Here is a 23,043-nt window from a genome sequence, read left to right on the forward strand (position 1 = left end):
GATTAACCGATCTGCACTTCTTCGCGCAGGTCGTGCCAGATGTCGCGCGAAATTTCGATGAAACGCGGCTCGTAGCGAATCTCCGAGGTGACCCGCGGACGCGGCAGATCGATTTCGTACACTTTCTTCAGCGTCGCCGGGCGTGCGGTCAGCACGAATACACGGTCGGCGAGCGCAATCGCTTCTTCGAGATCGTGCGTGACGAATACCACCGAGCCCGCGCCGCCCCACAGTTGCAGCAGTTCGTCCTGCATCAGCGTGCGGGTTTGCATGTCGAGCGCCGAGAACGGCTCGTCCATCAGCAGGATTTCCGGCTTGTTGATGAAGGTCTGCGCGAGCGCCACGCGCTTTCTCATGCCGCCGGACAGTTGATGCGGATAGTGCTTGCCGAATTTGTCGAGGCCCACACGGCGCAGCCATTCGTTGGCCTCGTCGTACGCGGCGGATTTGGAACGTCCGCGATACAGCGGACCCGCCGCCACGTTGTCGAGCACCGAACGCCACGGGAACACGGCGTCGGCCTGAAATACGAAACCGATACGCGGATCGATGCCGTCTACCGGCGCGCCCATCACGCGCACTTCGCCCGTGGTGGGCTTCAGCAAGCCGGTAATCATGCTGAGCGTGGTGGATTTGCCGCAACCCGTGGGCCCGACCACTGCGACGAATTCGCCGCGCGCCACCGACATGCTGAAGTCGCGTAACGCAATGGTCGCCTTGCCATCAGGAGAAATGAAACGGCACGAGACGTTGCGCATTTCGATCGCTGGCGTATCGCGTGACAAAGGTTGATTCATCGGCTGGGGCCTCGCTGTTCTCGTGATAGTGATAAGGGCGTTACTTCGCGGCCGTTTTGACCGGTGCCGACACGTAGTCGTTGGTGTACGTCTTGGCGAGGTCGATATGCTTACCCTTCACCGAAGGATTGAACGCCGACAGCACTTTCAGCACGGTATCCGGGCCGTCGGCGGGCATCTTGCCGTCCTTCGTGAACATGGGCAGCGACGCCTTCAGCGCGCCGACGTACAGGTCTTTGTTGTTGCCGTAGTAGTCCTTCGGCATCTTCGCGGCGATCTCTTCGGCGCTATGCGTCGCGATGAAGTTCAGCGTCTTTGCGAAAGCGTGCGAGAGCTTCGCGGCGTCGTCCTTGTGCGATTCCGCCCACGCGCGCTGAACGTAGAAGCTCGAAGCCGGATAGGTGCCGCCGAGCGCGGCGCGCGTGCCTTCCAGCGTGCGCATGTCGACCAGCACCTTGGCGTCGCCGGTCTTCAGCAACTGCGAGACGGTCGGCTCGGTGGTCATGCCCGCGTCGATACGGCTCTGCTTGATGGCCGCGATAAAGCTGTTGTCCGCGCCAACCGGCAGCAGCGTGTATTGCGTGGACGGCACGCCCGCACGTTGCGCGAGGTACTGCGTGAGGAAGCTGGTCGACGAACCGAGCCCGGTCACGCCGAGCGTTTTGCCCTTCGAGTCGGCCATGCTCTTGAAGCTATCCGCGGCCTTGGTGGAGACCATTTCGACCTCACCCGGCACCTGGCCGAAGATCACCAGCGCCTGGACTTCCTTGCCCTTGCTTTGCAGGTCGATGGTGTGGTCGTAGAAGCCCACCACGCCTTGCACCGCTCCCGCGAGCAGTTCGTTTTCCGCATCGACGCCGGCCGGCTGCGAGAGGATTTCGACGTCGAGGCCTTCGTCCTTGAAGTAGCCGAGTTGCTCCGTCAGCTTGGCGGGCAAATAGATGATCTTGGTGGCGCCGCCCACCATGATCGTGAGCTTTTCCGCGTGAGCGGCGGCCGAAGCGGCGGCAAGGGTAAACGCAACACCTGACACAGCGGCAATCTGGCGCAAGGTACGCATGAAGCAGTCTCCTTAGGTTTGGTCGCCGCTGGGTGTTTCATGCGGCGCTTTCTGGGTGAATGACGGCGATTATAGAAATCGGAAACCTTCTGGCAGCTTTCGGGGGGATGGCCAAATCATGGGTGTTAACCCGCAACGCTCCCGCGACCCCGCCGAAAACGTCACGACGTATCCCGCACACCACACGGCACGCGCGCAAAGCCCTTGTTTTACGGCACAATCGACGGCCTGACTTTTGCCGTTCCCGCCATGAAGCTGCTGCTCATCGAAGACAACCCCACGCTGGCGCACTGGCTCGCGAAGATGCTGGAGCAGGAGGCGTTCGCGCTCGACACCGTGCAGGACGGCGACGCCGCCGACCAGCTGCTGCGCACCAATCACTACGACGTGATCCTGCTCGACCTGAATCTGCCCAAGCTGTCGGGCAAGAACGTGCTGCGGCGACTGCGTCAGCGTGGCGACGCGACGCCGGTGCTGATTCTGACGGCGAGCGGTTCGATCGACGAAAAAGTGGAGTTGCTCGGCGCCGGCGCGGACGATTACCTGGTCAAGCCGTTCGAAGTGCGCGAGTTGATCGCGCGGATCAAGGTGGCGATCCGCAGGCAGTCGCCCTCCAAGGCGAGTGAAGTGGTATGCGGCGATCTCACGTTCGACATCGACACGCGGCAGTTCACGCTGAAGGGCGCGCCGCTGAACGTCACGCCGCGCGAGCGCTCGGTACTCGAAACGTTGATCCTGCGTCTGGGCAAAACCGTGACGAAGCCGGCGCTGGTCGACGCGATCTTCACGCTCGCCGACGAGCCGAGTGAAGACGCCGTCGAAATCTACATTTCGCGTCTGCGCAAGAAACTCGACGGCAGTTCGGCGGCGATCGTGACGCTGCGCGGGCTCGGTTATCTGCTGCGCAAGAAAGAAGATGACCAATAGTCTGCGCATGCGCCTGTTGTGGTGGCTGCTGGTGCCGCTCGCGTTGTACGTATTCGTGACCGGCAAGGCCGAATACGACAATGCGCGGCGCACGGCGGATCTGGTGCAGGACAATCAGTTGATTTCGTCGGCGCGCATGATCGCGGGCGAAGTGGAATGGGTGGACGGCTTCCTGCGCGTGGATGTGCCGCCCGCCGCGCTCGAAGTATTCGTGTCGCCTTATCGCGATCAGGTGTTCTATAGCGTGCAGGTCGACGACGGACGCCTGCTCGCCGGAATACCCGATTTCCCGGCGCGTCCGGTGCAGACACCCGATACGCCGGATCACTACGACACCCGTTTGCAAGGCCACGATGTGCGGGCGGTCGGCCTCGTGCGTCTCATGTACGACAACGGTGCGACGCGCCGCGTGCGCGTGACGGTCGGCAAAACCGTGCGTTCGCGTGACGCCATGGCGCAGCAGTTGTGGCAACCGCAACTCGTGCGGCAGATCGAGATGATCGTGTTGGCGGTCGCGTTGGTGTGTATCGGCCTCACGTTCGAGTTACGGCCGCTGATGAAAGTGAAAGAGGAGGTCGCGGATCGCGACCCGATGCAATTGGAGCCGATTCGTGTCGAGCGTCTGCATACCGAGTTGCGGCCGATCGTGGAAGCCATCAATCAATGCATCGCACGGCTCGGCGTGCAGGTGGCAGCGCAACGCCGCTTTATCGCCGACGCCGCGCATCAGTTGCGCACGCCGCTCACTTTGCTCGGCACGCAATTGCAGTTCGCGCGGCAACAGGACGGCTTGAACCCGGCGCTCGACGAAGCACTGGCCGCCATGCATCGCAGTAATCGCTCTATGGTGGGTCTCACGAACAAGCTGCTTCTGCTCGCGCAAGCCGAGGCCGCCGACAACAAACAACTCGCCGTGGAAACGGTGGACCTGGTGCCGCTCGCATTGGAAGTCGTGGAGGACCTCGCGTTGCTCGCGCAGGCCAGAGACATCGATCTCGGCGCCGAGCTGAACGGTGCCGCGCCGGTGGCGGGGCACCGCGGGCTATTGCAGGCGTTGATTGCCAATCTCGCTGAGAACGCGATCCGCTATACGGGCAGCGGCGGTCACGTCACCGTGGGCGTGAGCGCCGACGCCGATACGGTCACCGTGAGCGTGCTGGACGATGGTCCCGGCATCCCGGCCGAGTCGCGCGGCCGCGTGTTCGAGCCGTTCTTCCGGGCGTCGGCGGATACGGAGGGCACCGGCTTGGGCCTCGCCATCGTGCGTGAAATCGCGGACGCCCATCACGGCGAGATCGCGCTCAAGCCGGGCGATGGCGGCAAGGGCGTCCACATCAGCGTGGTGTTTCCGCGAGCCGCGGCAGAGCGTTTTAAGGCCGGTTGAAGCCGCTGTTTCATCGCGACTCAGGACAAACCCGCGATCAGGACCGCAAAGGCGTTGGCGAAAGCTTTGAGAAGGATTCGCGCGCCTAGAATTTTTGCAGGCGATCCTTCAGGCGCCGACCGCGAATGCGGAAAAACAACGGAGACATCGTCACCATGCCTCATGCTGTGACGCGCGTTGCGCGCGCCCTCCATGCCGCCGTCGCGGCGTCGCTCACGATCTTCCTGCTCGCGCAGCCGGCTGCCCCCGCGCGGGCCGACTCGCCCGAAAAAATCGTCATCATGGTGGGCGGTATTACCAAGCTCATCTATCTGCCCGCACGCCTGACCGAACAGCTTGGGTACTTCAAGGCGGAAGGACTCGACGTCGAACTGCAATCGCAGCCGGCGGGCGTCGATGCGGAAAACGAACTGCTCGCGGGCGGCGTGCAGGCCGTAGTCGGCTTCTACGATCACGCGATCGATCTGCAAGCCAAGGGTAAGGAAATCAAGGCGATCGTCGTGTTTGGCCAGGTGCCCGGCGAAGTGGAGATGGTCGCGGCCAGGGCGGCCGGTTCGATCAGAAGCATGGCCGACGTGAAGGGTAAAACGCTCGGCGTGACGGGGCTCGGTTCTTCGACCAACTTTCTCACGCAGTACCTCGCCAGCCTCAAAGGCGTGCCGCGTTCACAGTACACGGTGCTGCCGGTGGGCGCGGACAACAGCTTTATCGCGGCGATCCGGCAAGGGCGTATCGATGCGGGCATGACTACCGAGCCGACTGTCTCGCAACTGCTGAAATCCGGCGACGCCAGGGTACTGGTGGACATGCGTAATGTCGAAGGTACACGCGCCGCGCTCGGTGGAACTTATCCGGCCTCAAGCCTGTATGTGCAGAGCGCGTGGCTCGACACGCACCCGCAAGAGGCGGCCAAACTGGCGCGCGCATTGGTGAAGACGTTGCGATATCTGAATACACATAGCGCCGAAGAGATCGCCGCGCAGATGCCGAAAGACTACATCGGCAATGACGAGGCGCTTTATGTGAGCGCGTTGAAGGCCTCGCTGCCGATGTTCACCGCCGACGGCAAGATGCCCGCCGACGGGCCGGAAACGGTGCTCAAGGTGCTGGCGGGTTTCAACCCTTCGGTGAAGGGTCGTCATATCGATCTGTCGAGAACCTTCACCAATCAGTTCGTCAATGAAGTGAAACCGTAGTACGGAAGCCGGCCGCTTCTCTTTCGACGAGGCACGCCGGCATCTTTTAGAGAGGGACGACGCATCGTGTTCTCAGGCAGCTTGCGCGGACGCTTGCTGTGGTGGCTACTGCTGCCACTGGCGGCGTTCGTTTCCATTTCCGGCGTGATTTCGTATCGCAACGCGCAGACCACGGCGGACCTCGTGCAGGACAATGCGTTGCTCTCGTCGATGCGCATCATCGGCGAGGATATCGATTGGGATAACGGCAATGTCTCGATCCAGATTCCGCCGGCTGCGCTTGAACTGTTCGAATCGCCGGAACAGGACAGCGTGTTCTATCGCGTTGAGGCAAGCGGCCACCGCCTTGTGGAGGGCAGTCTGGAGTTGCCATTGCCGCCGCAAACCGGTGACAAACCAACGCTCTACATGACCCGTCTTGAGGACGGCCGCGCCGTGCGCGCAGTCGCCTACGTCCGGCAGCTTTACGACACCGGACGCACGGAAGAAGTCATCGTCGCGGTTGCGAAAACCGAGGGCTCGCGAGATGCGATGGTGTGGCGCCTGCTGCGTCCGCAACTATTCGGCGAGGTTCTCACGCTCGTGCTCGCGATGGTGTTCGTGTACCTCGGATTGACATTCGAGCTGCGTCCCCTGATGAAAGTGAAAGACGACGTCGCCGATCGTAATCCGTCGCAGCTACAGCCAATACGTGTGGCGCGCTTGCATGTCGAACTGAGACCGATCGTCGATGCAATCAACCAGTGCATCGCGCGGATGGGTCAGCAGGCAGCGACTCAGCGGCAATTCATTTCCGATGCCGCGCATCAGATGCGCACGCCGCTCACGCTGCTGGTCGCGCAAATCCAGTTTGCGAGGCAACGGGAAAACCGCGACGCACCGCTCGCCGAAGCGTTGGCAGGCATGCACAAGAGCAGCCGCAAGTTGACCACCTTGACCGACAAACTTCTGCTGCTCGCGCAGGCGGAGTCCGCCGCGCCCGTCAGTGCCTGCGAACGCGTCGATCTCAGTGCATTGATCGCGGGTGTGCTGGAGGAGTTGATCGCATTCGCGCAGTCTCGTGAAATCGATCTGGGTGCCGAACTGGAAGACGGAATGGTCGTGACCGGCGACGAGGCGTTGACCGCGGCGCTCGTCACCAATCTTGTCGACAACGCGCTGCGTTATACCCAGGCTGGCGGTCGCGTCACCGTGCAGACCACCCGTCTTAATGACATCGCCATCGTGCGTGTGATCGACAATGGACCGGGTATCAAGCCCGATGCGCGGGCGCGAGTGTTCGAACGCTTCTATCGCGCGTCGAGTCATGCAGACGGCACTGGCCTCGGCCTGCCGATTGTGCGCGAGATTGCTCATCGGCAGGGCGGTACCGTCACGCTCGAATCCGGCGAGGATGGTATTGGGTTCGTCGCCACGGTGGGAATGCGAATCTGGACCGCCGCGACATGATGCGCGACTAAACAAAGGAAGAGCGATGAAACTGCTGCTCGTAGAAGACGATGCGGACCTTGCGCGGTGGGTGATGAACCTGATGCAGGTGGAGCACTTTGTGATCGACTGGGCACAGAACGGCGAACAGGCCGAGACGCTGCTTGGCCTGCAATGCTACGACGCAGTGTTGCTCGATTTGCGCTTGCCCGGCATCGGCGGCAAGGACGTGCTCGCGCGATTGCGCCGCAAACGCGACAATGTGCCGGTGCTGATGCTCACCGCGAATGGCTCGACCGACGACAAGGTGGCCTGCTTCTCCGCCGGCGCCGACGACTACGTCGTCAAGCCCTTCGACGCACGCGAACTCGTAGCGCGCATCAAAGCGTTGATCCGCCGACAGGCAGCCGGCGACAAAGGCCAGTCGATCGAGTGCGGCGACTTGCGTTATCTGTTCGACTCGCGTGAATTCATGCTGCAAAGCGAGCCTTTGCCATTGCGCCGCCGCGAACATGCCATTCTCGAGACGCTGATGCTGAAACAGGGCAAGACAGTCTCCAAGTCGACGCTGATGGACAAAGTCTTCACGCTCGACGACGAACCCAGCGCGGACGCAATCGATATCTATATCCACCGTCTGCGCAAACATCTCGCGGCGTCGAGCGCGAAGATCATGACGTTGCGCGGACTCGGCTACATCCTGCGTGAAGCAGAGCCTCGCGAAGCGTTTGCTGCCGCATTGTAGTGGCTCAAGGGCGAATCGAATCGCCTGACCGTACGTTGTCAATCCCATTGCGTTTAGTGTTTTCACCGACGTTTGCCGCGTGCCCGCGAAAGAGGCGTGAAGGGTTGGTCTGACTATCCTCGGTTCTGCTACTCAAGTGGAAATCAGATCAATTCAACGCAGCAGGTTCGGAGGAGACATCGATGAAAAAGTCCAGGTTGTTGCTGGTGGCAAGCGCTGGCGCATTGGCAATGGGGAGCGCTCATGCGCAATCGAACGTTCAGCTTTACGGCTTGATGGATCTGAGCGCGGTGTCCTATCAGACCAATGCTAATGCAGACGGCAAGCATGTAGTTTCTATGGGTATCAACGGCGAGCCGTGGTTCAGCGGGAGCCGGTTCGGTATGAAAGGCGCGGAAGATCTGGGCGGCGGCCTCCGGGCGATCTTCAAGCTCGAAGCGGAATATCGCGTGAGCGACGGCGCGATGGAAGATCCCGGTCAGCTCTTCGACCGCGATGCCTGGGTGGGCGTGGAGAGCGACACGTTCGGCAAGTTCACGGCCGGGTTCCAGAACACGGTGGCGCGCGACGCCGCGGCGATTTACGGTGACCCGTACACCAGCGCTTCGCTGAACACGGAAGAAGGCGGTTGGACCAATACCAACAACTTCAAACAAATGATTTTCTACGCGGGCAGTGCGACCGGCACGCGTTACGAAAACGGCCTCGTCTGGAAGAAGCTCTTCTACAACGGGCTTTTTGCAGCGGCCGGATACGCGTTCGGCAACAAGACGAGCTTTGGCAACAACGCGACCTACACCGGCGCGCTGGGCTATAACGGCGGTCCGTTCAACGTGTCCGCGTTCTACAACCACGTGAACAACAACGGCTTCACCAACAAGGCGTACTCGATTGGCGGCAACTACACGTACAGCATCTTTCGCGTGAACGCCGGCTATTTCCATTACTCCGGCGATCAAGGTGCGCTGGGCGAACGCCGTGACAATGCGTGGACGGTCTCTTTCAGGCTGGCGCCGAAGGGGCCGCTCGACTACGAAATCGGCTATCAGCAGATGCATGCCTCGAACGCCGCATTCGACGACAATGGCAGCATCGCCAATGCCAACCTCGGCTTCAATCCGGATACGGGAACCGGCAGCGGCTATAAGGAAACGTTGTACGGCTCAGTGTTCTATCATTTTTCCAAGCGCACGGAAGTGTACGTGGCCGGCGACTACATGAAGCTGCACCGGGGCTATGTCATCGCGTCGACGTTTGGCGCGAAGAACCAGTTGGAACTGACGACGGGCATTCGCACGCGTTTCTAAGGGTTGTTTCCGATAACCGCCGCCGATGTCGTGCGGCGGTTTCGTTTCCGCAGGCAACTCACGTAAGGCTTCCCTAAGCTTATCCATTGCATAGTCGGCACGCAGATCACCGACGCGCTAACGGACAAACCCGGTGTCAGTCTCTACGCCGGCACGGCCGTATTCGCTCTGGCTCTCATTCTGGTTTTCGCGCTCTGGTATATCAGCGAACGAACGCTCTCCATTCACACCATTTATACGACACGCAGAAAGCTTTTTTATTGGGCTGCGGTGTTTGCTGCGTTCGCGTCGCGCACAGCGGCCGGCGATCTCGCAACCGAAGCGCTGGGACTTGGCTTTGTCATCGGCGCGATTGCATTCGGTACGCTGATTGTTCTGGTGAGTTCGATCTATTACGCCGGCTGCAAGGCGCGCATCAAGAACCTCGAACTCGCGTGGGACGACGCCGAGCCGTCGCTGAAGCCGCGCGCCGGCGCGGACTGGCATAAGGTCGATAAAGCAATCGATCGCGCGCTGAGCGCGTTGCGTGCGAGTGCGCCGAGTGCAGTGGAATGCAAACAGTCGCTCGCCGATCTCATGGCGGTCATGGATCGCATGAGCGGTAAAGTCTGATGCGGGAATGCTGCGTGATTGTGGAGTTGGGCCGTTAGAAAGCGCGGCACTTACCCGTCGTTACGGGACTCGAACGAATTAAACCGTATTAATCAAACGTTCGAAATCTCCGGGTCATGCAGAGGAAGGCGCTCGTTCACCAGTTCCAGCACGCCCGTCTTCTTCCACGCCATGTACCGAAGATAGCAAGTCTGCTGCGGCGGGAAAGTCGCTGGAAGTCTGTGCCATTTTTCTTCTCGTTGCTGCAGCCAGAGTATCGCGTTGAGGATGTCGCGATCGCTGCGGCGAGGCCGTCCGCGTGTTGACGAAAGCACGGGGAAAAGACTTTGGACGCGGGCCCAATCGGCGTCTGAAAGCGGGATTTCTAGCATCGATCTGGTCTGAGTACTGTGTGGGTGTTGGTAGTCTTTACGTGCTGCGGTTGGCATTGATACTAGTCAATCTATTCCGCTCGGTCAAATTTTCCTGCTGGACGTCTTCGCGCGCAATTGCGTGGCGAGCGAAGCAGCGTAACGTCACGTGGAATGCTACGTTACGCTCGCATTCGCGCAAACGTTTGGCAACGCAATTCGCGCCTCCGCGCGGTTCATTCTTTTTATCGAGAATGCCCGTGCGGCGTGGTTCTCTCATCTTTAATCCACTCTCTTTATGCATTGAGCGGTGTACATGGCATGACATGTGCATACGTTGGCGGGGTTTGAATATCATGTCCGCCATGTACACGCTCGACTATGCACAACCCAAATCGCTTGCAAACGCGTTGGACTCACGCGTCGACTTTGTTGCGCAGAATGACGCGGAGACTTCCGGCGATGCTTCCTTGCGCCTGAGCGAACTCGAACGCCGTGTTTGCGATGGACTGCATGCGGGCGAATTCCATCTTGTGTTTCAAGGCGCGTATCGCGCCGCGAGTGGCGTATTGGCGCGCCTTGAAGCGCAAGTTCGATGGATGCATCCGGATTACGGCTTGCTGTTGCCGGGCATTTTTATGATGCCGCTCGACCATCCGATAGTTGCGCGCGAGATGGTTTCATTCGTCGTGGACAGCGTTTGCCGTGAATTGCGCGACGCTCTCCGCGCGAAGTTGCCGTTGCAGCCCATTGCGATTACGGTGCCCGCTCAAGTGGCGTTGCTCGATTCGTTCGCAGAAGAACTTGTGCGAGTGGCCGGTTCGTATGGCGTGCCGGCGTCTCTGCTTGAAATTGAAGTTACCGATAGCGTAGAAGCAGCAAAGCTATTGTCTTTGCGTACGTTGACCGAGGGTCTTCGCGCAGCAGGTATTGGTCTTTCGATAGGCAAGTGGGGTAATGGCGCGTCGTCGCTGGCCTCGCTCGGGTCGCTCGATGTCGACACCGTCGTTGTCGCGCGCGAGTTGATGCCGGCAGTTCCGGGCGACAAGCGTGGCGCCGCGGTGATGACCGCGATCATGGACCTGCTGCACGCGCTCGATCTGCGAGTGGTGGTGAGCGGCGTCGATACACAAGAACAGTTTCGGTGGCTGTGCCGATGGCCGGAAGCGCTCGTGCAGGGGGTGTTGTTCGGGCGTCCGAAGGTGGGGTTGGCGCGGGTGTTGGAGCTAAGGTGGGAGGCGTGACGGACCGAGTTACGGTACGAACTGCTTCTAGATGCCCAGAAGGTTAGCCGCGGTGGCGTCTGCAAAACAAGTGGCTGTCCGACGGCACCACTCCTTGGTTTCGCTTCGAAGAGATTGGCTTGCCACTTAGTCGATCTGCGGGTGCGTTTAAAACAGCGCTCACTAGGAGCGCTGCGGCCACATTCCATGGTGAGTGTCAGTGTTCGCCTGCCATCCGCTTGAACGCGGAGGCGAGTCGTGCCCTCAACAACATCACCGCGAACCTGTTGTTGGTGACGAAATAGCGCTTCCACATACGCCTTGGCTCCTGAATGACCCGGTAAGCCCATTCCAGACCGTGCCGTTGCATCCACTGCGGAGCCCGGCGTACTTTGCCCGCGACGACGTCGAAAGTGCCGCCGACACCCATTACGAAGTCGACGCCGAGACGATCTTGCCATCGATTGATAAAGCTCTCTTTCTTCGGCGATGTGATCGCGACGAAGAGGAGTTTGGCGCCAGATTTCCGAATCGTCTCGACCATACCCTCTTCGTCATCCCAGAAGTACCCGTGATGGTAGCCAGCGATTCTCAGTTCGGGGTGTCGCAGCGTCACGACCGCCGCAGTCCGTGCCACCACCTCATCAGTTGCGCCAAGGAGGAATACGGGCAGCTCGCGTGCCGCCGCCATCTGCAAGAGACGGTCGAAGAGATCGACTCCCGCTACTCGTTCCGGCACGGCGTGACCCAGCAGGCGTGCGCCCCAAACTACACCCATGCCGTCGATGTTTACAATGTCGCAAGCACGGACCGATGAATAAAGTACGCTGTCTGTCTGCATGTTGACGAGCTTCGCAACATTAACCACAACGTGCTGCGTAAACTGCCGGGCCTCAATGCGATCGCCAATGATGTTTACTGTCTCCTGCATGGTGGCAATGTCCATCGGGCATCCAAATAGCTCGATTCGTTTCACTGTCTTCCCCTAGTATTAATTGATCTTTTTATTTCTCTCACTTGAATCGGGCGCTGTTTGCGTAGGCGCCGATGGCGTAGAAGGCCCACGCCTGCGTCCATCGTAAATAGTTGATTCGATTCTTTGTCAGTCTTCCTCTCTGGTACATGAAACGGCGCTCACGCGGCATGTAGAGCGTGTTGAGCGCTCGCTTGAAAACTCGATCCGCCAACCTGTGATCTTCATCGGACGCGCCAACGTTCAGCAGCGTAAGCAATGCCTGAGCTACCGAATGCGTATCGAGCGGCCAGATAGCGTTGTCGTAGTATTTAACAGTGCCATCTGGCAAAAAGAAATTCTGTCGGTAGTAGGCCATTCCGCGACCGATGGCGTCGCTAAACTCATCAGTTCCGGCCGATCGTTGTAGTGCCGACAGTGCTTCGAGGTTGTAGCCGGTGTGAAAGCCATCCACGAAAGAGTGATGGTCGCGAGTGCCGTAGCGCCACGCGCCGTCCTCACGTTGCATTGCTACTGAGCGGCGGGCAGCGCCGAGCGCGCGCTGCATCAGCGCACCATTACCCACGCGACTCGCGGTTTCGCCGACAACCGCAGCCGCCCACAAGTTTGCGTTGTGTACGAAGGCGGATTCACCGGGGATGTATGCGTAATAGCCATCCCCCTCCCGGTAGAGTGAATCGATAAAGAATCCGGCGTCTGTCGCCGCATCTGTAAATCGCCGCTCACCGGTCTCATCTCCGAGTGCGGTCAGTGCCCGGGCTATGTAACATGTCGTGATTGCATTGGGCGTGCCGCGAGGCACGAAGAAAGCGCGCGCGGCCCAGTCAAAGTGGTAACCCCAGGCGCTGTGCGTCCATTTCTTCCGATCGCAACGCTGGTCCAGCAGCCAATCCGCGAGCCCAACAGCTTCTTCAATTGACCATCCGTCGCCCACCCTTCGTTCACGTTCAAGAAGTCCAAGGATGATCAATGCGATGCCTTTGGGGTTGCGGCGGCGCGCAACGCCGACAAGTGGGCGCAAGTTTGCGAGGCTGCGTTTGTGAAGCTGTAGCCACGCAATCTTTGCGAACGGCAGACAGCCAAGTCCTAGCTTCTCGAACAATACGCTATTGAGGCCGTCAAAAGGGTCGTAGCCGGCGTAGCCGGTTGAACGGCATTGCATAACCAGCGCGTCGGCGAGCGGGCCGGCGTCGAGATGGATAGTCATTCGCCGCCCTCCGCGCGCTCCGAGATAGAGACAGGTCCATAAAACAATCCAGTCTCACTAGTCCGAGATTGAAAATTTTGCCAGCTTGGCTTATAGACTCCAAGCTTCAAATAGGCGTGGCGTTCGTGAGGATACGCATTCGGGAAACCGCGGGAAGCGAATACGGGCACCCCGTTTTTCCATAAATCCGTCACTGCACGCTTGCCAGTCGCGTCGGGTTGATAACGCAGAATCCAATGAACCCATTTCCCGCGGTCCGCGCTCGCGTCTGGCAGAAGAATGTCATGACCGTGCTTGGTGTCAGTCCCACCGCGTTCTGAGAACAGGTAATCGCCCCCTTGCAGTTGCAACATGAGCGGTGGCGAACCGACCCACGTGTCCGTTTGGTGGACCTGCATTATGATTTGCATCTGTTCATCGTCGAACACAAAGTCGGCCGGTAGCAGCGTCGACCATTCAATACGGTACTCGTGCCCAGAAGCAATTTTCGCGGCCCGTGCGAACACCAATTCGCCGCGTGGCGTGCCATTGGCGACGTGAGAGAAATCCTCGCTGCGCCGGATGTTGACTTTGACTGCATGCCGATCTGGAGATAACGGATCTTTGACTACCATGAGGTCACGAGTATCGGGGCTTTGAATGTCGACCGTAGGATCGAAGCCGTGCGTCCAATTCGTGGCAAACAGCGTTTGAAAGCCGGCAAGCTGTCGCACTGGATCGTCAACCGTTTGAGCGATCGAGCAGGTTGCAAAGAACGTTAGCGTGACGGCTGTGACGTAGCGTCTTGGATTCATCGTTCGCTCCTCCCGCGTGTATCGACCCGCCTATAGCAATCAACATATCGATCAACGATCGATGCGGCCCGAAAGCAGGTTTGAGCGCGAACCAGTCCTACGCAACCCATACGCATTGCATGTTCCGGATCATCGACCAGTTTGCATATCGCCTCCGCTAGCCCACGCGAATCGTGCCCGTCGACCAGATATCCGCTGACACCGTCTTCAACGAGATCGAGAAATCCGCCGAGACGTGTGCCCACGACCGGCAGACCACAGAACATTGCTTCGAGTGTGGCAATGCCGAACGATTCGAAATGGCTTGGCATACAGAATAGACGTGCTCCGCGATAAAACGCCAACTTTGCATTGCCATCGAGCCATCCTTCGAAGACTACCCGCTCATCGAGTCCGTGCGCCGCAGCGATGCGCTGCCAGCGCAGCATGTCACCGGTTCCAGCCACCCGGACTTCGATATCCCGCCCTCTGCGGACCAGGTCAGCGACTGCTCGAATTAGTTCATCGAGTCCCTTCGCTTCGCTCAAGCGCCCGGCAAATGCAATGTACGGCCTCGAACAAGCAAGGGGAGTAGCCGTTGGCGCGCCGTGCTCTGCATCGAGCGCCATATTCCCAACGACCTGGACTGCATCGGTTCGACGCCAATGTTGAAGGCACTTTGCTATAGGCGTTGAAACGGCGATAACGCAGTCGGTCTTATCAATGAACAATCCCGCCAGTAGGCGCGTCACCCTGTCGGCATCTTGGATGAAGCGTTCGAAATTCCCGGAATGTAGCTGAAATACAGTGCGTTTTCCGAGGAGTCTCGCGACAACGAAGAGCGCAAACTTCCGATAGAACGATCCGCGTTCGGAGACGTGGAAATGCACAACGTCAGCCCGGATGGTGGCCCGTACAAAGGACGGCATATCGATCAAGGCAAACGCCAGCAGATCACCCAGATTTCGAAACCCGCGCGTTTCGAAGAACGAAACGGCAACGCCCGCGCGCCCGAACTGCTCCCGACTCCTGGCTAACTGAGAAAGTACCGACGCTATGCCTCCTTGTTGCCCATGCCCCGGCCCTACCTGCAATACTCGAATGCTCATCGCATGGCTCCGGCACGTTTCCCCGCAGCCGACGGGGGTCGCGAGATCAGGGACCCATTGTCAGAAAACAGATACATGAGCATGAGCGCTGAGAAGACGTAGGATGCTGAAACAAATGACATTGAGAAGATGTTGTCGAAGCAAAACGCACCGACCAAAAATAGCCAGACACGTCGACGCTTGCTAACCTGTCCATACAGGAGCATAAATGCGAGCCACAAGATGGCGCCCAATACACCAAGTTCAACAAAAAGATGTGGATAGAACGTGTCGGTAGTCGTCAGGGTATTTCCGAGCCCATACCAGTTGAAGTGATAGATGCTGTAAAGCGGTGAGTGGTACTTGACGGAGGCTGGTCCACCAAAGGAGCCGAGCCCTTCACCGAAAATGTTCCCTTTCATCAGCGACTGGAACATGACGCGATACGACTCCGCGCGCGCCGAATTCCCAGCTACGACGTAGAAGGAGATCTTGGTCATTGCGATCTTGATTAACGAATCAAGCAGCCCCGCCATCAGAGCAAACAGCACGAGGCCAATCGCGGATAACGCGGCGATGAAGGAGCGTACGGTCAGCTTTCTCGCGACGATGAAATACATTGCGATCGTAGCGAAGATTTTGAATGAGACTCCCAGGAGGGCAAATGTCAGAAAAATCCACGCCGCTCGCTGTGATCGCCGGGTCGGCCGGTAGTGGCGGCACACAAGAAACGCGCAGAAATTGATGAAACTGAATTCTGAGAAGAATCCGATCCATCCTTGTGCCCTCAGATACAAACCCGAATCAAACTTAACTGGCAAAAACAGCGGAAGTTTCAATCCATAAGCAAGGTAAAAGTAACATTGAAATAAATCGTTGCTCAATACGACGGCAAAGAACATGAAGAGGACCGGCGCAAGCTTGCTTCTGTACGCGAATATCGCGACGGTGATCGCCATGGGTGCGAGAAACCGCAAAAACTCTTCCCCACCCGCATTGACGTTGAATGCTCGCCACATGGCTATATAGAGCGCCAACATGAAAGGGACGATCAATGCGATGAGCTTGTGAAATCTCGGGCGAAGCAAAATCGCGACGGCCAGCAAGACAAATGCACCGAGCTTGACGAGCTGGGACCCGTCCATTTCAAGTGAAAGAAGCGTATCGCTGATGCAAAATAGCAGATAGGAGAAAGATATCGCCCACGCGCCCACGGAATGCCATCCGGTCAGCTGCGATTCGCGATAGGAAGGCACAAACGCAATGCTAGCGTTCATCGGGACGCTCCACAGGCTAGCGGTTGTACTTGGCATTTCACGTCGGAAACAGCGGCCGATCCGCAGAGATCGACGTATCGGCTATGAATCTGGCGGGCGCAGCATCTGATCAGCCAATTACGCCAGACTGTGACCGCTATCGCCGCACACAGAATCATCATGAGACCGCTTTGGCCTCCGTATGCATAGCAAGGAACAGCGAGCAATGCGAACGCCGACGTCGTGAAGATGTTTATTTTCGCCGCCGAGCCGCCTCGCTCGAACACCATCATGATGCTGCTGTTTGCGATACCCATCATGCCGACCGCGCATTGGATTGCAAGCAACAGGCCGGCAACGATGATGCCCGACTGATGCGCGGCACCGTGTACCGGCCTCGCGGCTAGCAGCAGAACCAGAATGACGTTGAAAACCAGCATCGCTCCGTTACACCAACCAATATTGCGGCTCATCGTATGAAGCGAATCGTCGAGAGAAAGCGAGGCTGCCTTGCGCTTGGCGAGATCTGCCAACTGCGTCATTGATATCGCGCGCGGCAGTAGCATCCCGATCGCGGTAACTGACGAAAGTAGCGATAGCATCCCGGCAAACGCGGCGCCACACATGATTGTCGCCGCCGGCACGAAGACCAATTGAATTCCACCGGACAAGAAATTTGTAAGTCCGAACTGGAGTCCCTCGGTGTCCAGTCTCTTTGGCAACACGTCGAGCGCTGGTCGACCGATTCGGACGAACATCGCAATGGCAATTGCGCCAAGTGCCATTGCCACCGCGTTGTCGGCCGACAGTCCGCCACGATGGCAAAGGGCGAGCATGCCCCCCGAACTGGCGATCAGTGCGATATCGAAGGCAATCGCGATGCGGAAGCGTTTTAGAGCAACAAAGTAGTGGCGCGCGATCTGGTAAGCCGTCCAACCCCACAGCAACGCGACGAATGCGGGCAGATCAAACTGAACTGTTTTGAAGAAAGCGATGGTCAGTGCGAGAAGGGTGCACAAGACAGTCGTGGCAAGACTCATCGTCGCGACTCGATAAAATACCGCGATCGCGCCTTGCTCGGTCGTGGCCGCAGGCACACGCACCAGTATCAATGTCGCCCATCCAATTGCAGTAAAGAACGCAACCATCTGCGCGATCGACATGCTCGATGCAGTGCGTCCGAGCTCCGCAAGCGAATAGACATGCTGAACCGCGAAGAAAACAACCACGCGGTAAAGCCCTGGCGATCCGGTACAGATCAGGGCTTCGATGCGTTCGACGGACACGGCGCCGGCCAGCGCGTCGAACCTGAGACGCCGGCGCACCGCATTCGCGTTTCCTTGCTTCATCACGCGAAGATTCCCCGTGTATCCACAAGAAGCTTCGACTGCAAGCGGCGCCGGTTAATGTCCTTGAACTCGCGGTGATCGACCAGCAACAGAACAATATCAGCTGCCTCAATTGCGCTCGCCAGGCTGGTTAGCTCAACTTTGCCGCGAAGCGCGTCCGGAAGAACCGACACGTTGGGTTCGACAACAACGATGTCCGCCACATGCTCGTCCGCGAGTTGACTGACGATGTCTATCGCCGGGCTTTCACGCAAGTCGTCGATGTTGGCCTTGAATGCGAGTCCGAGACAGGCAATCACAGGTGTTTTGAAGCGCGCCGCCAAGCGCTTTGTCTGATCGATAACGTAGTGAGGTTTGCCGTCGTTCACGCCACGGGCTGCCCGAATCAGTTTGGCTTCTTCAGGTGCCGAGTCGACGATGAACCATGGGTCGACAGCGATGCAATGCCCGCCGACACCCGGCCCAGGCTGGAGAATACTTACGCGAGGGTGGCGATTGGCGAGGCGGATGAGTTCCCACACGTTGATATCGAGCCGATCGCAGATCATCGACAATTCATTCGCGTACGCAATGTTGACGTCACGAAACGCGTTTTCAGAAAGCTTGCACATTTCGGCGGTGCGCGCGTCCGTCAGGATACAGTCGCCCTGAACGAAGATCTGATAAAGCTCGCGAGCCAACTCGCCGCATCGACGGGTCATGCCGCCGATCACACGGTCGTTTTGTACGAGTTCGCGGATGACGTGTCCCGGGAGTACGCGTTCCGGACAGTGAGCAACGCGTATGTCGGACTGCTCGCCGGAATGCTGAGGGAAGGTCAGATCGGGACGGCACTCGGCCAGCCACGCCGACATCTTTTCGGTCGTTCCCACAGGTGAGGTCGATTCGAGGACGACGATATCGCCCTTTTTGAGTGCGGGAGCAATTGAGCGACTTGCTGCTTCTATATAACTCAGATCGGGCTTATTCCCGTCACAAAACGGCGTTGGAACGGCGATAAGAAATGCATCGGCCGGCTCTGGCGTCTGTGTTGCGCGCAAATATCCCTGTGTCACCGCGGCGTGAACCAGCATGTCCAACTCTGGTTCGACGATATGAATCTCACCTTTGTTAATCGTATCGACCGTGCGCTGCGATACATCGACGCCGATAACCTTCTTTCGGCGCGCGGCAAACGCCGCAGCGGTGGGCAAACCAATATAACCCAGTCCAATAATGGAAACGACATCGAATGACATAGCGTTGGTCTCGTCGCTTGATAAGTTTTTTAATGGAGAAAAGCTGCGGACTGTTACGCGGTCTGCGCGACGCCCGGTGTTACGGATAAAACGTTAGCGTTCCCCTTGTTTGTCGCGCTGTTACCGCAAAGTTTTCTAGCGCGTCCCATCGTGAACCGGTCGCTCATTTCACGTGTCCGACGCGTTACTCAAATACGCATAACCGCCATAGTCTCCGTACTGTGCAGAGCGCAAGCTTGGTTTGAAGCCGTTGAAGACGATGCCGGTAATCTTTGCTCCGACACGTTCGATTCGTTTTGCGGATTCGAGAAGCTCGCCACTGCTGGTCATGCCCGAACGTGCCGCCAGAAGAACAATTCCGGCGAAAGGCGCGAAGACCGTCGCATCTGTGACCGGAAGCACCGGCGGTGCATCCAGGAGGACAATGTCGTATCGGCCGGACACGTCTGCCAGAATTTTGGCGATGCCGCCCGAAGACAGTAACTCGACCGGCTGCGCCATCAACGGACCCGTAGCGAGGAAGTCCACGTTCGGAGACACATCTTTGATGATGGCCGCCTCCAGCGGCATGTCATCCCGGAGCACGTTGGAGAGTCCGACTTTGCCGGACACATCGAACTCAGCAGCCAGATGGCCCCGGCGAAGATCGACATCCATCAAGAGCACACGTTTCTTGGACATTCCCAGCAGAGCCGCGAGGTTTGCGGATGTGAATGACTTGCCAATACCGACGGAAGGTCCAGTCATTAAAATGACGTTATTCTTCGGGTTCTCCAGCAGCGCGAACTGCAACGCGGTGCAGAGGCTTCGAATGGCTTCGACTGCGGGTTCTTGTGGGCGCGCCAGTGCGAGAATCGACGGACCGCGACGGCCGCCTCGTTCCCTGACTCGCGTCAGTTGACGCTGGGTATCGCTCAGCGGGATAGTGGCAATGACGTCAAGAGACAGATCACGTTCGATATCCATCGGGTCAGTCAGGCCGCCAAACAGCGTTGAACGCGCCAAGGCGAAACCGATTCCGCCAAACAACCCGATGACGGCTGCCAATGCAATAACGAGGGCTTTCTTCGGCTTTGTCGGTTTGTCGGCGACCAGTGCGTGATCGATTACGCGGACGTTCCCAATCTTGCTTGCCGTAGCAAGTTGCAGTTGTTGAACGCTATTGAGCAATCCGACATACAGGCTTGTTTGAACAGTCACGTCGCGATTCAGTCGGACGATATTTTGCTGATCGTCAGGAAGGCGCTGGATCGACTCGTTGAAATTGTCGATATGCGCGCGCGCGGCGGCGATTTGTTGATCCAGTGCGAGCACGGCGGGATATTGAGCGCTATAGATCGTTGCAAGTTCCTTACGTTTTTGCTCGAGTTGGAACAGGCTGGACTGCGCCTCGACGGCCTGGCCGAGCACGGCCTTCGCCTGCTCGCTGAGATCGACGACTTTGTGGCGGTTCTGATAGGCATTGAGACGGTCTTCAGCCAGCCTCAGGCTGCGCTCTACGTCCGGAAGTTGGCTTTTCAGGAAAACGAGGGACTTTTCCGCCGCCGCGGCCTTGCGGTCGGCATTTTGCGCGACGTAGTTTTCTGCGATCTTGTTCAATACTGCCGCTGCGCGGGCTGGGTCCTGGTCGTCATAAGTCACGCCGATGACGCCGGATTGATCCTTGCCCATCTCTGTGATCACCAGATCCTTTCGCAACTGTTCGAGGACTTGAATTCGGGAAAAGCGTCGCAACTCGAATTGTGCGTTCTCTCTGCTGCTCAACCGCGACACCAGCAGCTTGATCGGCCCGGAAGAGGTGTTCGCCAACAAGGGAACGCCGACCACACCAACGACATCGGCGTTGAGATCGCTGCCCGAGAGCCGATATCGGTTGTTGCCCAGCGTGGTGACGGAGAACTTATCTTCTTCAAACTCACCAGGCACGTCGAATTGGTCGACTACTATGCTTTCCGAGCCCCACGCATAGCCGCCTACGCCGAGAATTCCCGGCTGAGATAGCGAAGTCCGATGCTTCGCAATGAATGCCCCAAGCAACGGAAAGTATTTGGGTCTGGCGTCGATGTAGAGGCGCAATTCGTCGACCATGTTTGCGGTGACAAGTCGCGAGTCGAGGATTTGCATTTCGCCGTCGTCTGTTGATTTGATGTCGAACAGGGACGTCAATCCGCTCATGAGGTTGCCGGCTGCCGCGCCTGCAAGGTCTGAGTTGTCTTCTACCTGAACCGTTATATCACCCCGGTAAATCGGCGTTGCCAGGAATGCGTACATGACCCCGATGAGCGTGCACACGATAGTGACCGCAATGATCAGCTTCTTATTCTTGAAAATGACATCTATGAGTGCACGGATGTCAATTTCGTCCTCGTCACGGGAAAATTGATTTTTCATTTTTTTGTAGGCTCGTATTTCAGCGGTTTATTGGCGCGATGCACCGGCTCATCGTGCTATGCACGCAAGCCCCGGGACAGATCCACAATGCGTCTTGTCCAATCCAGCACGCCGCGTTCAATCAAGGTCATAGCCTGATCGTAGATGCGCGCGGATCGGCCAAACGGATCTGGCACATCGACGTGATCGGCATCTGCCAGTCGATAGACCCGACCGCGTGCAGTCGGATAGAACTTTTCGATTGCCTGCTTCTGAGCCAACTCCATGACAAGAATCAGGTCCGCCGCGCCACACACTCGCTCGTTGAGACGTCTGGCTACGTGTGACGACATATCGATCCCCCGGTCCGCTAGCATCTCGCGCGCGAAGCGGTCCATCGGTGCACCTTTGGCGGCGGAAAGACCGGCTGACGTCACTTCGATGTCGGACAGTTCCCGCTGTAAAAGCCCTTGCGCCATCGGACTGCGACAGAGGTTACCCTCGCAGACTATGAGTACCGTATTGATCATTTGGTCACAATCGCTGTAGTTAGACCCGCATTGATGGCTGGGAGAAGCAGACTCAGCACGCGGCTAAAACGCACGAGGCCGTTGCCGTCGACGTACACCACATCTTTCGGTTGCAGTTCGAATTGATTCGCCAGGATCATCGATACCGGGGAGTGCGCGTCGAGATGGAAAACCTCTGCCTGCGAGTCTGTCGACCCACGTATCACGTAGAGTTGTGCCGCGTCCGCGCTGGCGGTATTCAGGCTGCCGGCTTGCGAGAGAGCATCGCTCAATGTGAGCTTGCCGCTCTTCATTGGCAGTGCTGTTACGGGCTTATTAACTTCGCCCATGACAAATACGCCGTTGTCGTCGCGCGATACGACTCTCAGCAGGTCGCCGTTCTTAAGCATGATCCCGGATGGGTTTTGGTCGCTCTCGAGCATTTTGGAGAGGTTGAGGCGATAAGAAACGCCGTTGCGTACCAGGATCATCCGGCTTTGATCAGCGGCCGGACTAAAGCCACCGGCGCGGTTGATCGCTTCATAGAGTGTCAACGGAATGTCGTTGACTGGCACAGCGCCAGGGGTTCTGACTTCGCCATCCACGTAAATCTGCTTGGCGCGAAATGATGTGACTCGAACGGTGAGCTGCGGCTTGATGAAGATTTTCGACAGCTCCGCATAGACCGCTTGTTGAGCCTGTTCGACGCGAAGACCAGCCACGTGGATTGAGCCTGCGTACGGAAACTGTATGTTTCCGCCGTTGTCGATCACAAAGCCTTGGGCCGGATCGAAAGGTCTTGAATTGTTCTGGTTCTGGTTGCCCAATGCGGCTGCCAATTCGGGATGGTCCCAGACGGTGATCTGCAGTACATCTCCCACGCCGAGCGTGTAGGGGCCAGTTTGTCCCGACAATTCGCGGGTCTGATCCGTGCTCGTCTGATCCGAGGCATCGCGCAGCTTCTTGATCAATGCCGTGTTGATGTCGACGATCGGAATCTGCAGATCCGCTTGCTGACCTTGTGCATTGCTGTTTCCCGTTGGCAAGCTTGCTGATGTAGGCATCCGCATGCCGGGCGCGGCTGCGCATGCCACGAGTCCGTAACAGAATGCGACGCATAAAGCTCTGCGTAAACGCCGACGATATTGACGCCAGACGCCGTATTCAAAAGTTCTCTTCGAATGGCCCATAGAATGAATCCTCGTATTGTTCAATTTTTTGGCGAGCTGGCTGGAGTCGTCGATGTAGCAA

Annotated in this window: 21 protein-coding genes; 8 read left to right on the forward strand and 13 right to left on the reverse strand. The window is 58.2% G+C overall.

Annotated features, from left to right (window positions below; genetic code table 11):
* Nucleotides 1-2 precede the first annotated feature (2 nt).
* Nucleotides 3-797, reverse strand: a complete 795-nt coding sequence (locus BPHYT_RS20085; RefSeq protein WP_012425936.1) for an ABC transporter ATP-binding protein — start codon at nt 795-797, stop codon at nt 3-5.
* Between the two features lie 40 nt (nt 798-837).
* Nucleotides 838-1,857, reverse strand: coding sequence for an ABC transporter substrate-binding protein (locus BPHYT_RS20090; RefSeq protein WP_012425937.1), 1,020 nt, complete (start codon nt 1,855-1,857; stop codon nt 838-840).
* A 249-nt stretch (nt 1,858-2,106) separates the two neighbouring features.
* Between BPHYT_RS20090 and BPHYT_RS20095 the strand changes: the two genes are divergently transcribed.
* The 7 genes from BPHYT_RS20095 (at nt 2,107) to BPHYT_RS39150 (ending at nt 9,456) form a co-directional block, all read left to right on the forward strand.
* Nucleotides 2,107-2,784, forward strand: a complete 678-nt coding sequence (locus BPHYT_RS20095; RefSeq protein ID WP_012425938.1) for a response regulator — start codon at nt 2,107-2,109, stop codon at nt 2,782-2,784.
* A complete protein-coding gene (locus BPHYT_RS20100) occupies nt 2,774-4,168 on the forward strand; it encodes a sensor histidine kinase (protein ID WP_012425939.1) in 1,395 nt (464 codons plus the stop codon). The genes BPHYT_RS20095 and BPHYT_RS20100 overlap by 11 nt, the downstream gene beginning before the upstream one ends.
* A gap of 155 nt (nt 4,169-4,323) precedes the next feature.
* Nucleotides 4,324-5,364, forward strand: a complete 1,041-nt coding sequence (locus tag BPHYT_RS20105; RefSeq protein WP_041759424.1) for an ABC transporter substrate-binding protein — start codon at nt 4,324-4,326, stop codon at nt 5,362-5,364.
* 66 nt (nt 5,365-5,430) lie between these two features.
* Complete coding sequence (locus tag BPHYT_RS20110) at nt 5,431-6,813, forward strand: sensor histidine kinase (protein ID WP_012425941.1); 1,383 nt, start codon at nt 5,431-5,433, stop codon at nt 6,811-6,813.
* 25 nt (nt 6,814-6,838) lie between these two features.
* A complete protein-coding gene (locus tag BPHYT_RS20115) occupies nt 6,839-7,537 on the forward strand; it encodes a response regulator transcription factor (protein ID WP_012425942.1) in 699 nt (232 codons plus the stop codon).
* Nucleotides 7,538-7,719: 182 nt separating this feature from the next.
* Nucleotides 7,720-8,844 (forward strand): porin, encoded by a 1,125-nt coding sequence (locus BPHYT_RS20120; RefSeq protein WP_012425943.1) that lies wholly within the window; start codon nt 7,720-7,722, stop codon nt 8,842-8,844.
* Nucleotides 8,845-8,934: 90 nt separating this feature from the next.
* The gene (locus tag BPHYT_RS39150) at nt 8,935-9,456 is read left to right on the forward strand and encodes a COG4705 family protein (protein WP_167315790.1); all 522 of its coding nucleotides are present in this window, start codon (nt 8,935-8,937) and stop codon (nt 9,454-9,456) included.
* A gap of 92 nt (nt 9,457-9,548) precedes the next feature.
* On the opposite strand, the gene BPHYT_RS39675 is transcribed toward BPHYT_RS39150, so the two are convergent.
* Nucleotides 9,549-9,827, reverse strand: a complete 279-nt coding sequence (locus tag BPHYT_RS39675) for a transposase (RefSeq protein WP_095211898.1) — start codon at nt 9,825-9,827, stop codon at nt 9,549-9,551.
* On the opposite strand from BPHYT_RS39675, the gene BPHYT_RS20130 reads away from it, so the two are divergent.
* Complete coding sequence (locus BPHYT_RS20130) at nt 9,755-11,050, forward strand: EAL domain-containing protein (protein ID WP_238535726.1); 1,296 nt, start codon at nt 9,755-9,757, stop codon at nt 11,048-11,050. The genes BPHYT_RS39675 and BPHYT_RS20130 overlap by 73 nt on opposite strands.
* A gap of 196 nt (nt 11,051-11,246) precedes the next feature.
* Here the strand turns inward: BPHYT_RS20130 and BPHYT_RS20135 are convergent, their stop codons facing one another.
* The 10 genes from BPHYT_RS20135 to BPHYT_RS20180 all read right to left on the reverse strand — a co-directional run bounded on the left by BPHYT_RS20135 (nt 11,247) and on the right by BPHYT_RS20180 (nt 22,982).
* The gene (locus BPHYT_RS20135; protein ID WP_012425946.1) at nt 11,247-11,975 is read right to left on the reverse strand and encodes a WecB/TagA/CpsF family glycosyltransferase; all 729 of its coding nucleotides are present in this window, start codon (nt 11,973-11,975) and stop codon (nt 11,247-11,249) included.
* A gap of 67 nt (nt 11,976-12,042) precedes the next feature.
* The gene (locus tag BPHYT_RS20140) at nt 12,043-13,209 is read right to left on the reverse strand and encodes a hypothetical protein (protein ID WP_012425947.1); all 1,167 of its coding nucleotides are present in this window, start codon (nt 13,207-13,209) and stop codon (nt 12,043-12,045) included.
* Nucleotides 13,206-14,003 (reverse strand): polysaccharide lyase, encoded by a 798-nt coding sequence (locus BPHYT_RS20145; protein ID WP_012425948.1) that lies wholly within the window; start codon nt 14,001-14,003, stop codon nt 13,206-13,208. Before BPHYT_RS20145 ends, BPHYT_RS20140 begins: the two co-directional genes overlap by 4 nt.
* The gene (locus BPHYT_RS20150; protein WP_012425949.1) at nt 14,000-15,091 is read right to left on the reverse strand and encodes a glycosyltransferase family 4 protein; all 1,092 of its coding nucleotides are present in this window, start codon (nt 15,089-15,091) and stop codon (nt 14,000-14,002) included. Before BPHYT_RS20150 ends, BPHYT_RS20145 begins: the two co-directional genes overlap by 4 nt.
* Nucleotides 15,088-16,347 (reverse strand): hypothetical protein, encoded by a 1,260-nt coding sequence (locus BPHYT_RS20155; RefSeq protein WP_012425950.1) that lies wholly within the window; start codon nt 16,345-16,347, stop codon nt 15,088-15,090. The genes BPHYT_RS20150 and BPHYT_RS20155 overlap by 4 nt, the downstream gene beginning before the upstream one ends.
* Nucleotides 16,344-17,675, reverse strand: coding sequence for a hypothetical protein (locus tag BPHYT_RS20160; protein WP_012425951.1), 1,332 nt, complete (start codon nt 17,673-17,675; stop codon nt 16,344-16,346). The genes BPHYT_RS20155 and BPHYT_RS20160 overlap by 4 nt, the downstream gene beginning before the upstream one ends.
* Nucleotides 17,675-18,913 carry a UDP-N-acetyl-D-mannosamine dehydrogenase gene (gene wecC, locus BPHYT_RS20165; RefSeq protein WP_012425952.1) on the reverse strand — a complete coding sequence of 413 codons (1,239 nt, stop codon included), beginning with the start codon at nt 18,911-18,913 and terminating at the stop codon, nt 17,675-17,677. The genes BPHYT_RS20160 and wecC overlap by 1 nt, the downstream gene beginning before the upstream one ends.
* Nucleotides 18,914-19,081: 168 nt before the next feature.
* A complete protein-coding gene (locus tag BPHYT_RS20170; RefSeq protein WP_012425953.1) occupies nt 19,082-21,304 on the reverse strand; it encodes a polysaccharide biosynthesis tyrosine autokinase in 2,223 nt (740 codons plus the stop codon).
* 56 nt (nt 21,305-21,360) lie between these two features.
* Entirely contained in the window at nt 21,361-21,813 is a 453-nt protein-coding gene (locus BPHYT_RS20175; RefSeq protein WP_012425954.1) for a low molecular weight protein-tyrosine-phosphatase, read from the reverse strand.
* Nucleotides 21,810-22,982, reverse strand: coding sequence for a polysaccharide biosynthesis/export family protein (locus BPHYT_RS20180; protein ID WP_012425955.1), 1,173 nt, complete (start codon nt 22,980-22,982; stop codon nt 21,810-21,812). The genes BPHYT_RS20175 and BPHYT_RS20180 overlap by 4 nt, the downstream gene beginning before the upstream one ends.
* Nucleotides 22,983-23,043 lie beyond the last annotated feature (61 nt).

Origin of the sequence: Paraburkholderia phytofirmans PsJN (assembly GCF_000020125.1) — a bacterium.
Classification (GTDB): domain Bacteria; phylum Pseudomonadota; class Gammaproteobacteria; order Burkholderiales; family Burkholderiaceae; genus Paraburkholderia; species Paraburkholderia phytofirmans.

Coding starts and splice junctions, on each gene's coding strand:
- BPHYT_RS20095 (WP_012425938.1), top strand. CDS start 2,107: ATGAAGCTGCTGCTCATCGAAGACAACCCCACGCTGGCGCACTGGCTC.
- BPHYT_RS39675 (WP_095211898.1), bottom strand. CDS start 9,827: ATGCTAGAAATCCCGCTTTCAGACGCCGATTGGGCCCGCGTCCAAAGT.
- BPHYT_RS20085 (WP_012425936.1), bottom strand. CDS start 797: ATGAATCAACCTTTGTCACGCGATACGCCAGCGATCGAAATGCGCAAC.
- BPHYT_RS20105 (WP_041759424.1), top strand. CDS start 4,324: ATGCCTCATGCTGTGACGCGCGTTGCGCGCGCCCTCCATGCCGCCGTC.
- BPHYT_RS20150 (WP_012425949.1), bottom strand. CDS start 15,091: ATGAGCATTCGAGTATTGCAGGTAGGGCCGGGGCATGGGCAACAAGGA.
- BPHYT_RS20170 (WP_012425953.1), bottom strand. CDS start 21,304: ATGAAAAATCAATTTTCCCGTGACGAGGACGAAATTGACATCCGTGCA.
- BPHYT_RS20180 (WP_012425955.1), bottom strand. CDS start 22,982: ATGGGCCATTCGAAGAGAACTTTTGAATACGGCGTCTGGCGTCAATAT.
- BPHYT_RS20160 (WP_012425951.1), bottom strand. CDS start 17,675: ATGAAGCAAGGAAACGCGAATGCGGTGCGCCGGCGTCTCAGGTTCGAC.
- BPHYT_RS20100 (WP_012425939.1), top strand. CDS start 2,774: ATGACCAATAGTCTGCGCATGCGCCTGTTGTGGTGGCTGCTGGTGCCG.
- BPHYT_RS20115 (WP_012425942.1), top strand. CDS start 6,839: ATGAAACTGCTGCTCGTAGAAGACGATGCGGACCTTGCGCGGTGGGTG.
- BPHYT_RS20090 (WP_012425937.1), bottom strand. CDS start 1,857: ATGCGTACCTTGCGCCAGATTGCCGCTGTGTCAGGTGTTGCGTTTACC.
- BPHYT_RS20145 (WP_012425948.1), bottom strand. CDS start 14,003: ATGAATCCAAGACGCTACGTCACAGCCGTCACGCTAACGTTCTTTGCA.
- BPHYT_RS20120 (WP_012425943.1), top strand. CDS start 7,720: ATGAAAAAGTCCAGGTTGTTGCTGGTGGCAAGCGCTGGCGCATTGGCA.
- wecC (WP_012425952.1), bottom strand. CDS start 18,913: ATGTCATTCGATGTCGTTTCCATTATTGGACTGGGTTATATTGGTTTG.
- BPHYT_RS20135 (WP_012425946.1), bottom strand. CDS start 11,975: ATGGACATTGCCACCATGCAGGAGACAGTAAACATCATTGGCGATCGC.
- BPHYT_RS20155 (WP_012425950.1), bottom strand. CDS start 16,347: ATGAACGCTAGCATTGCGTTTGTGCCTTCCTATCGCGAATCGCAGCTG.
- BPHYT_RS20140 (WP_012425947.1), bottom strand. CDS start 13,209: ATGACTATCCATCTCGACGCCGGCCCGCTCGCCGACGCGCTGGTTATG.
- BPHYT_RS20175 (WP_012425954.1), bottom strand. CDS start 21,813: ATGATCAATACGGTACTCATAGTCTGCGAGGGTAACCTCTGTCGCAGT.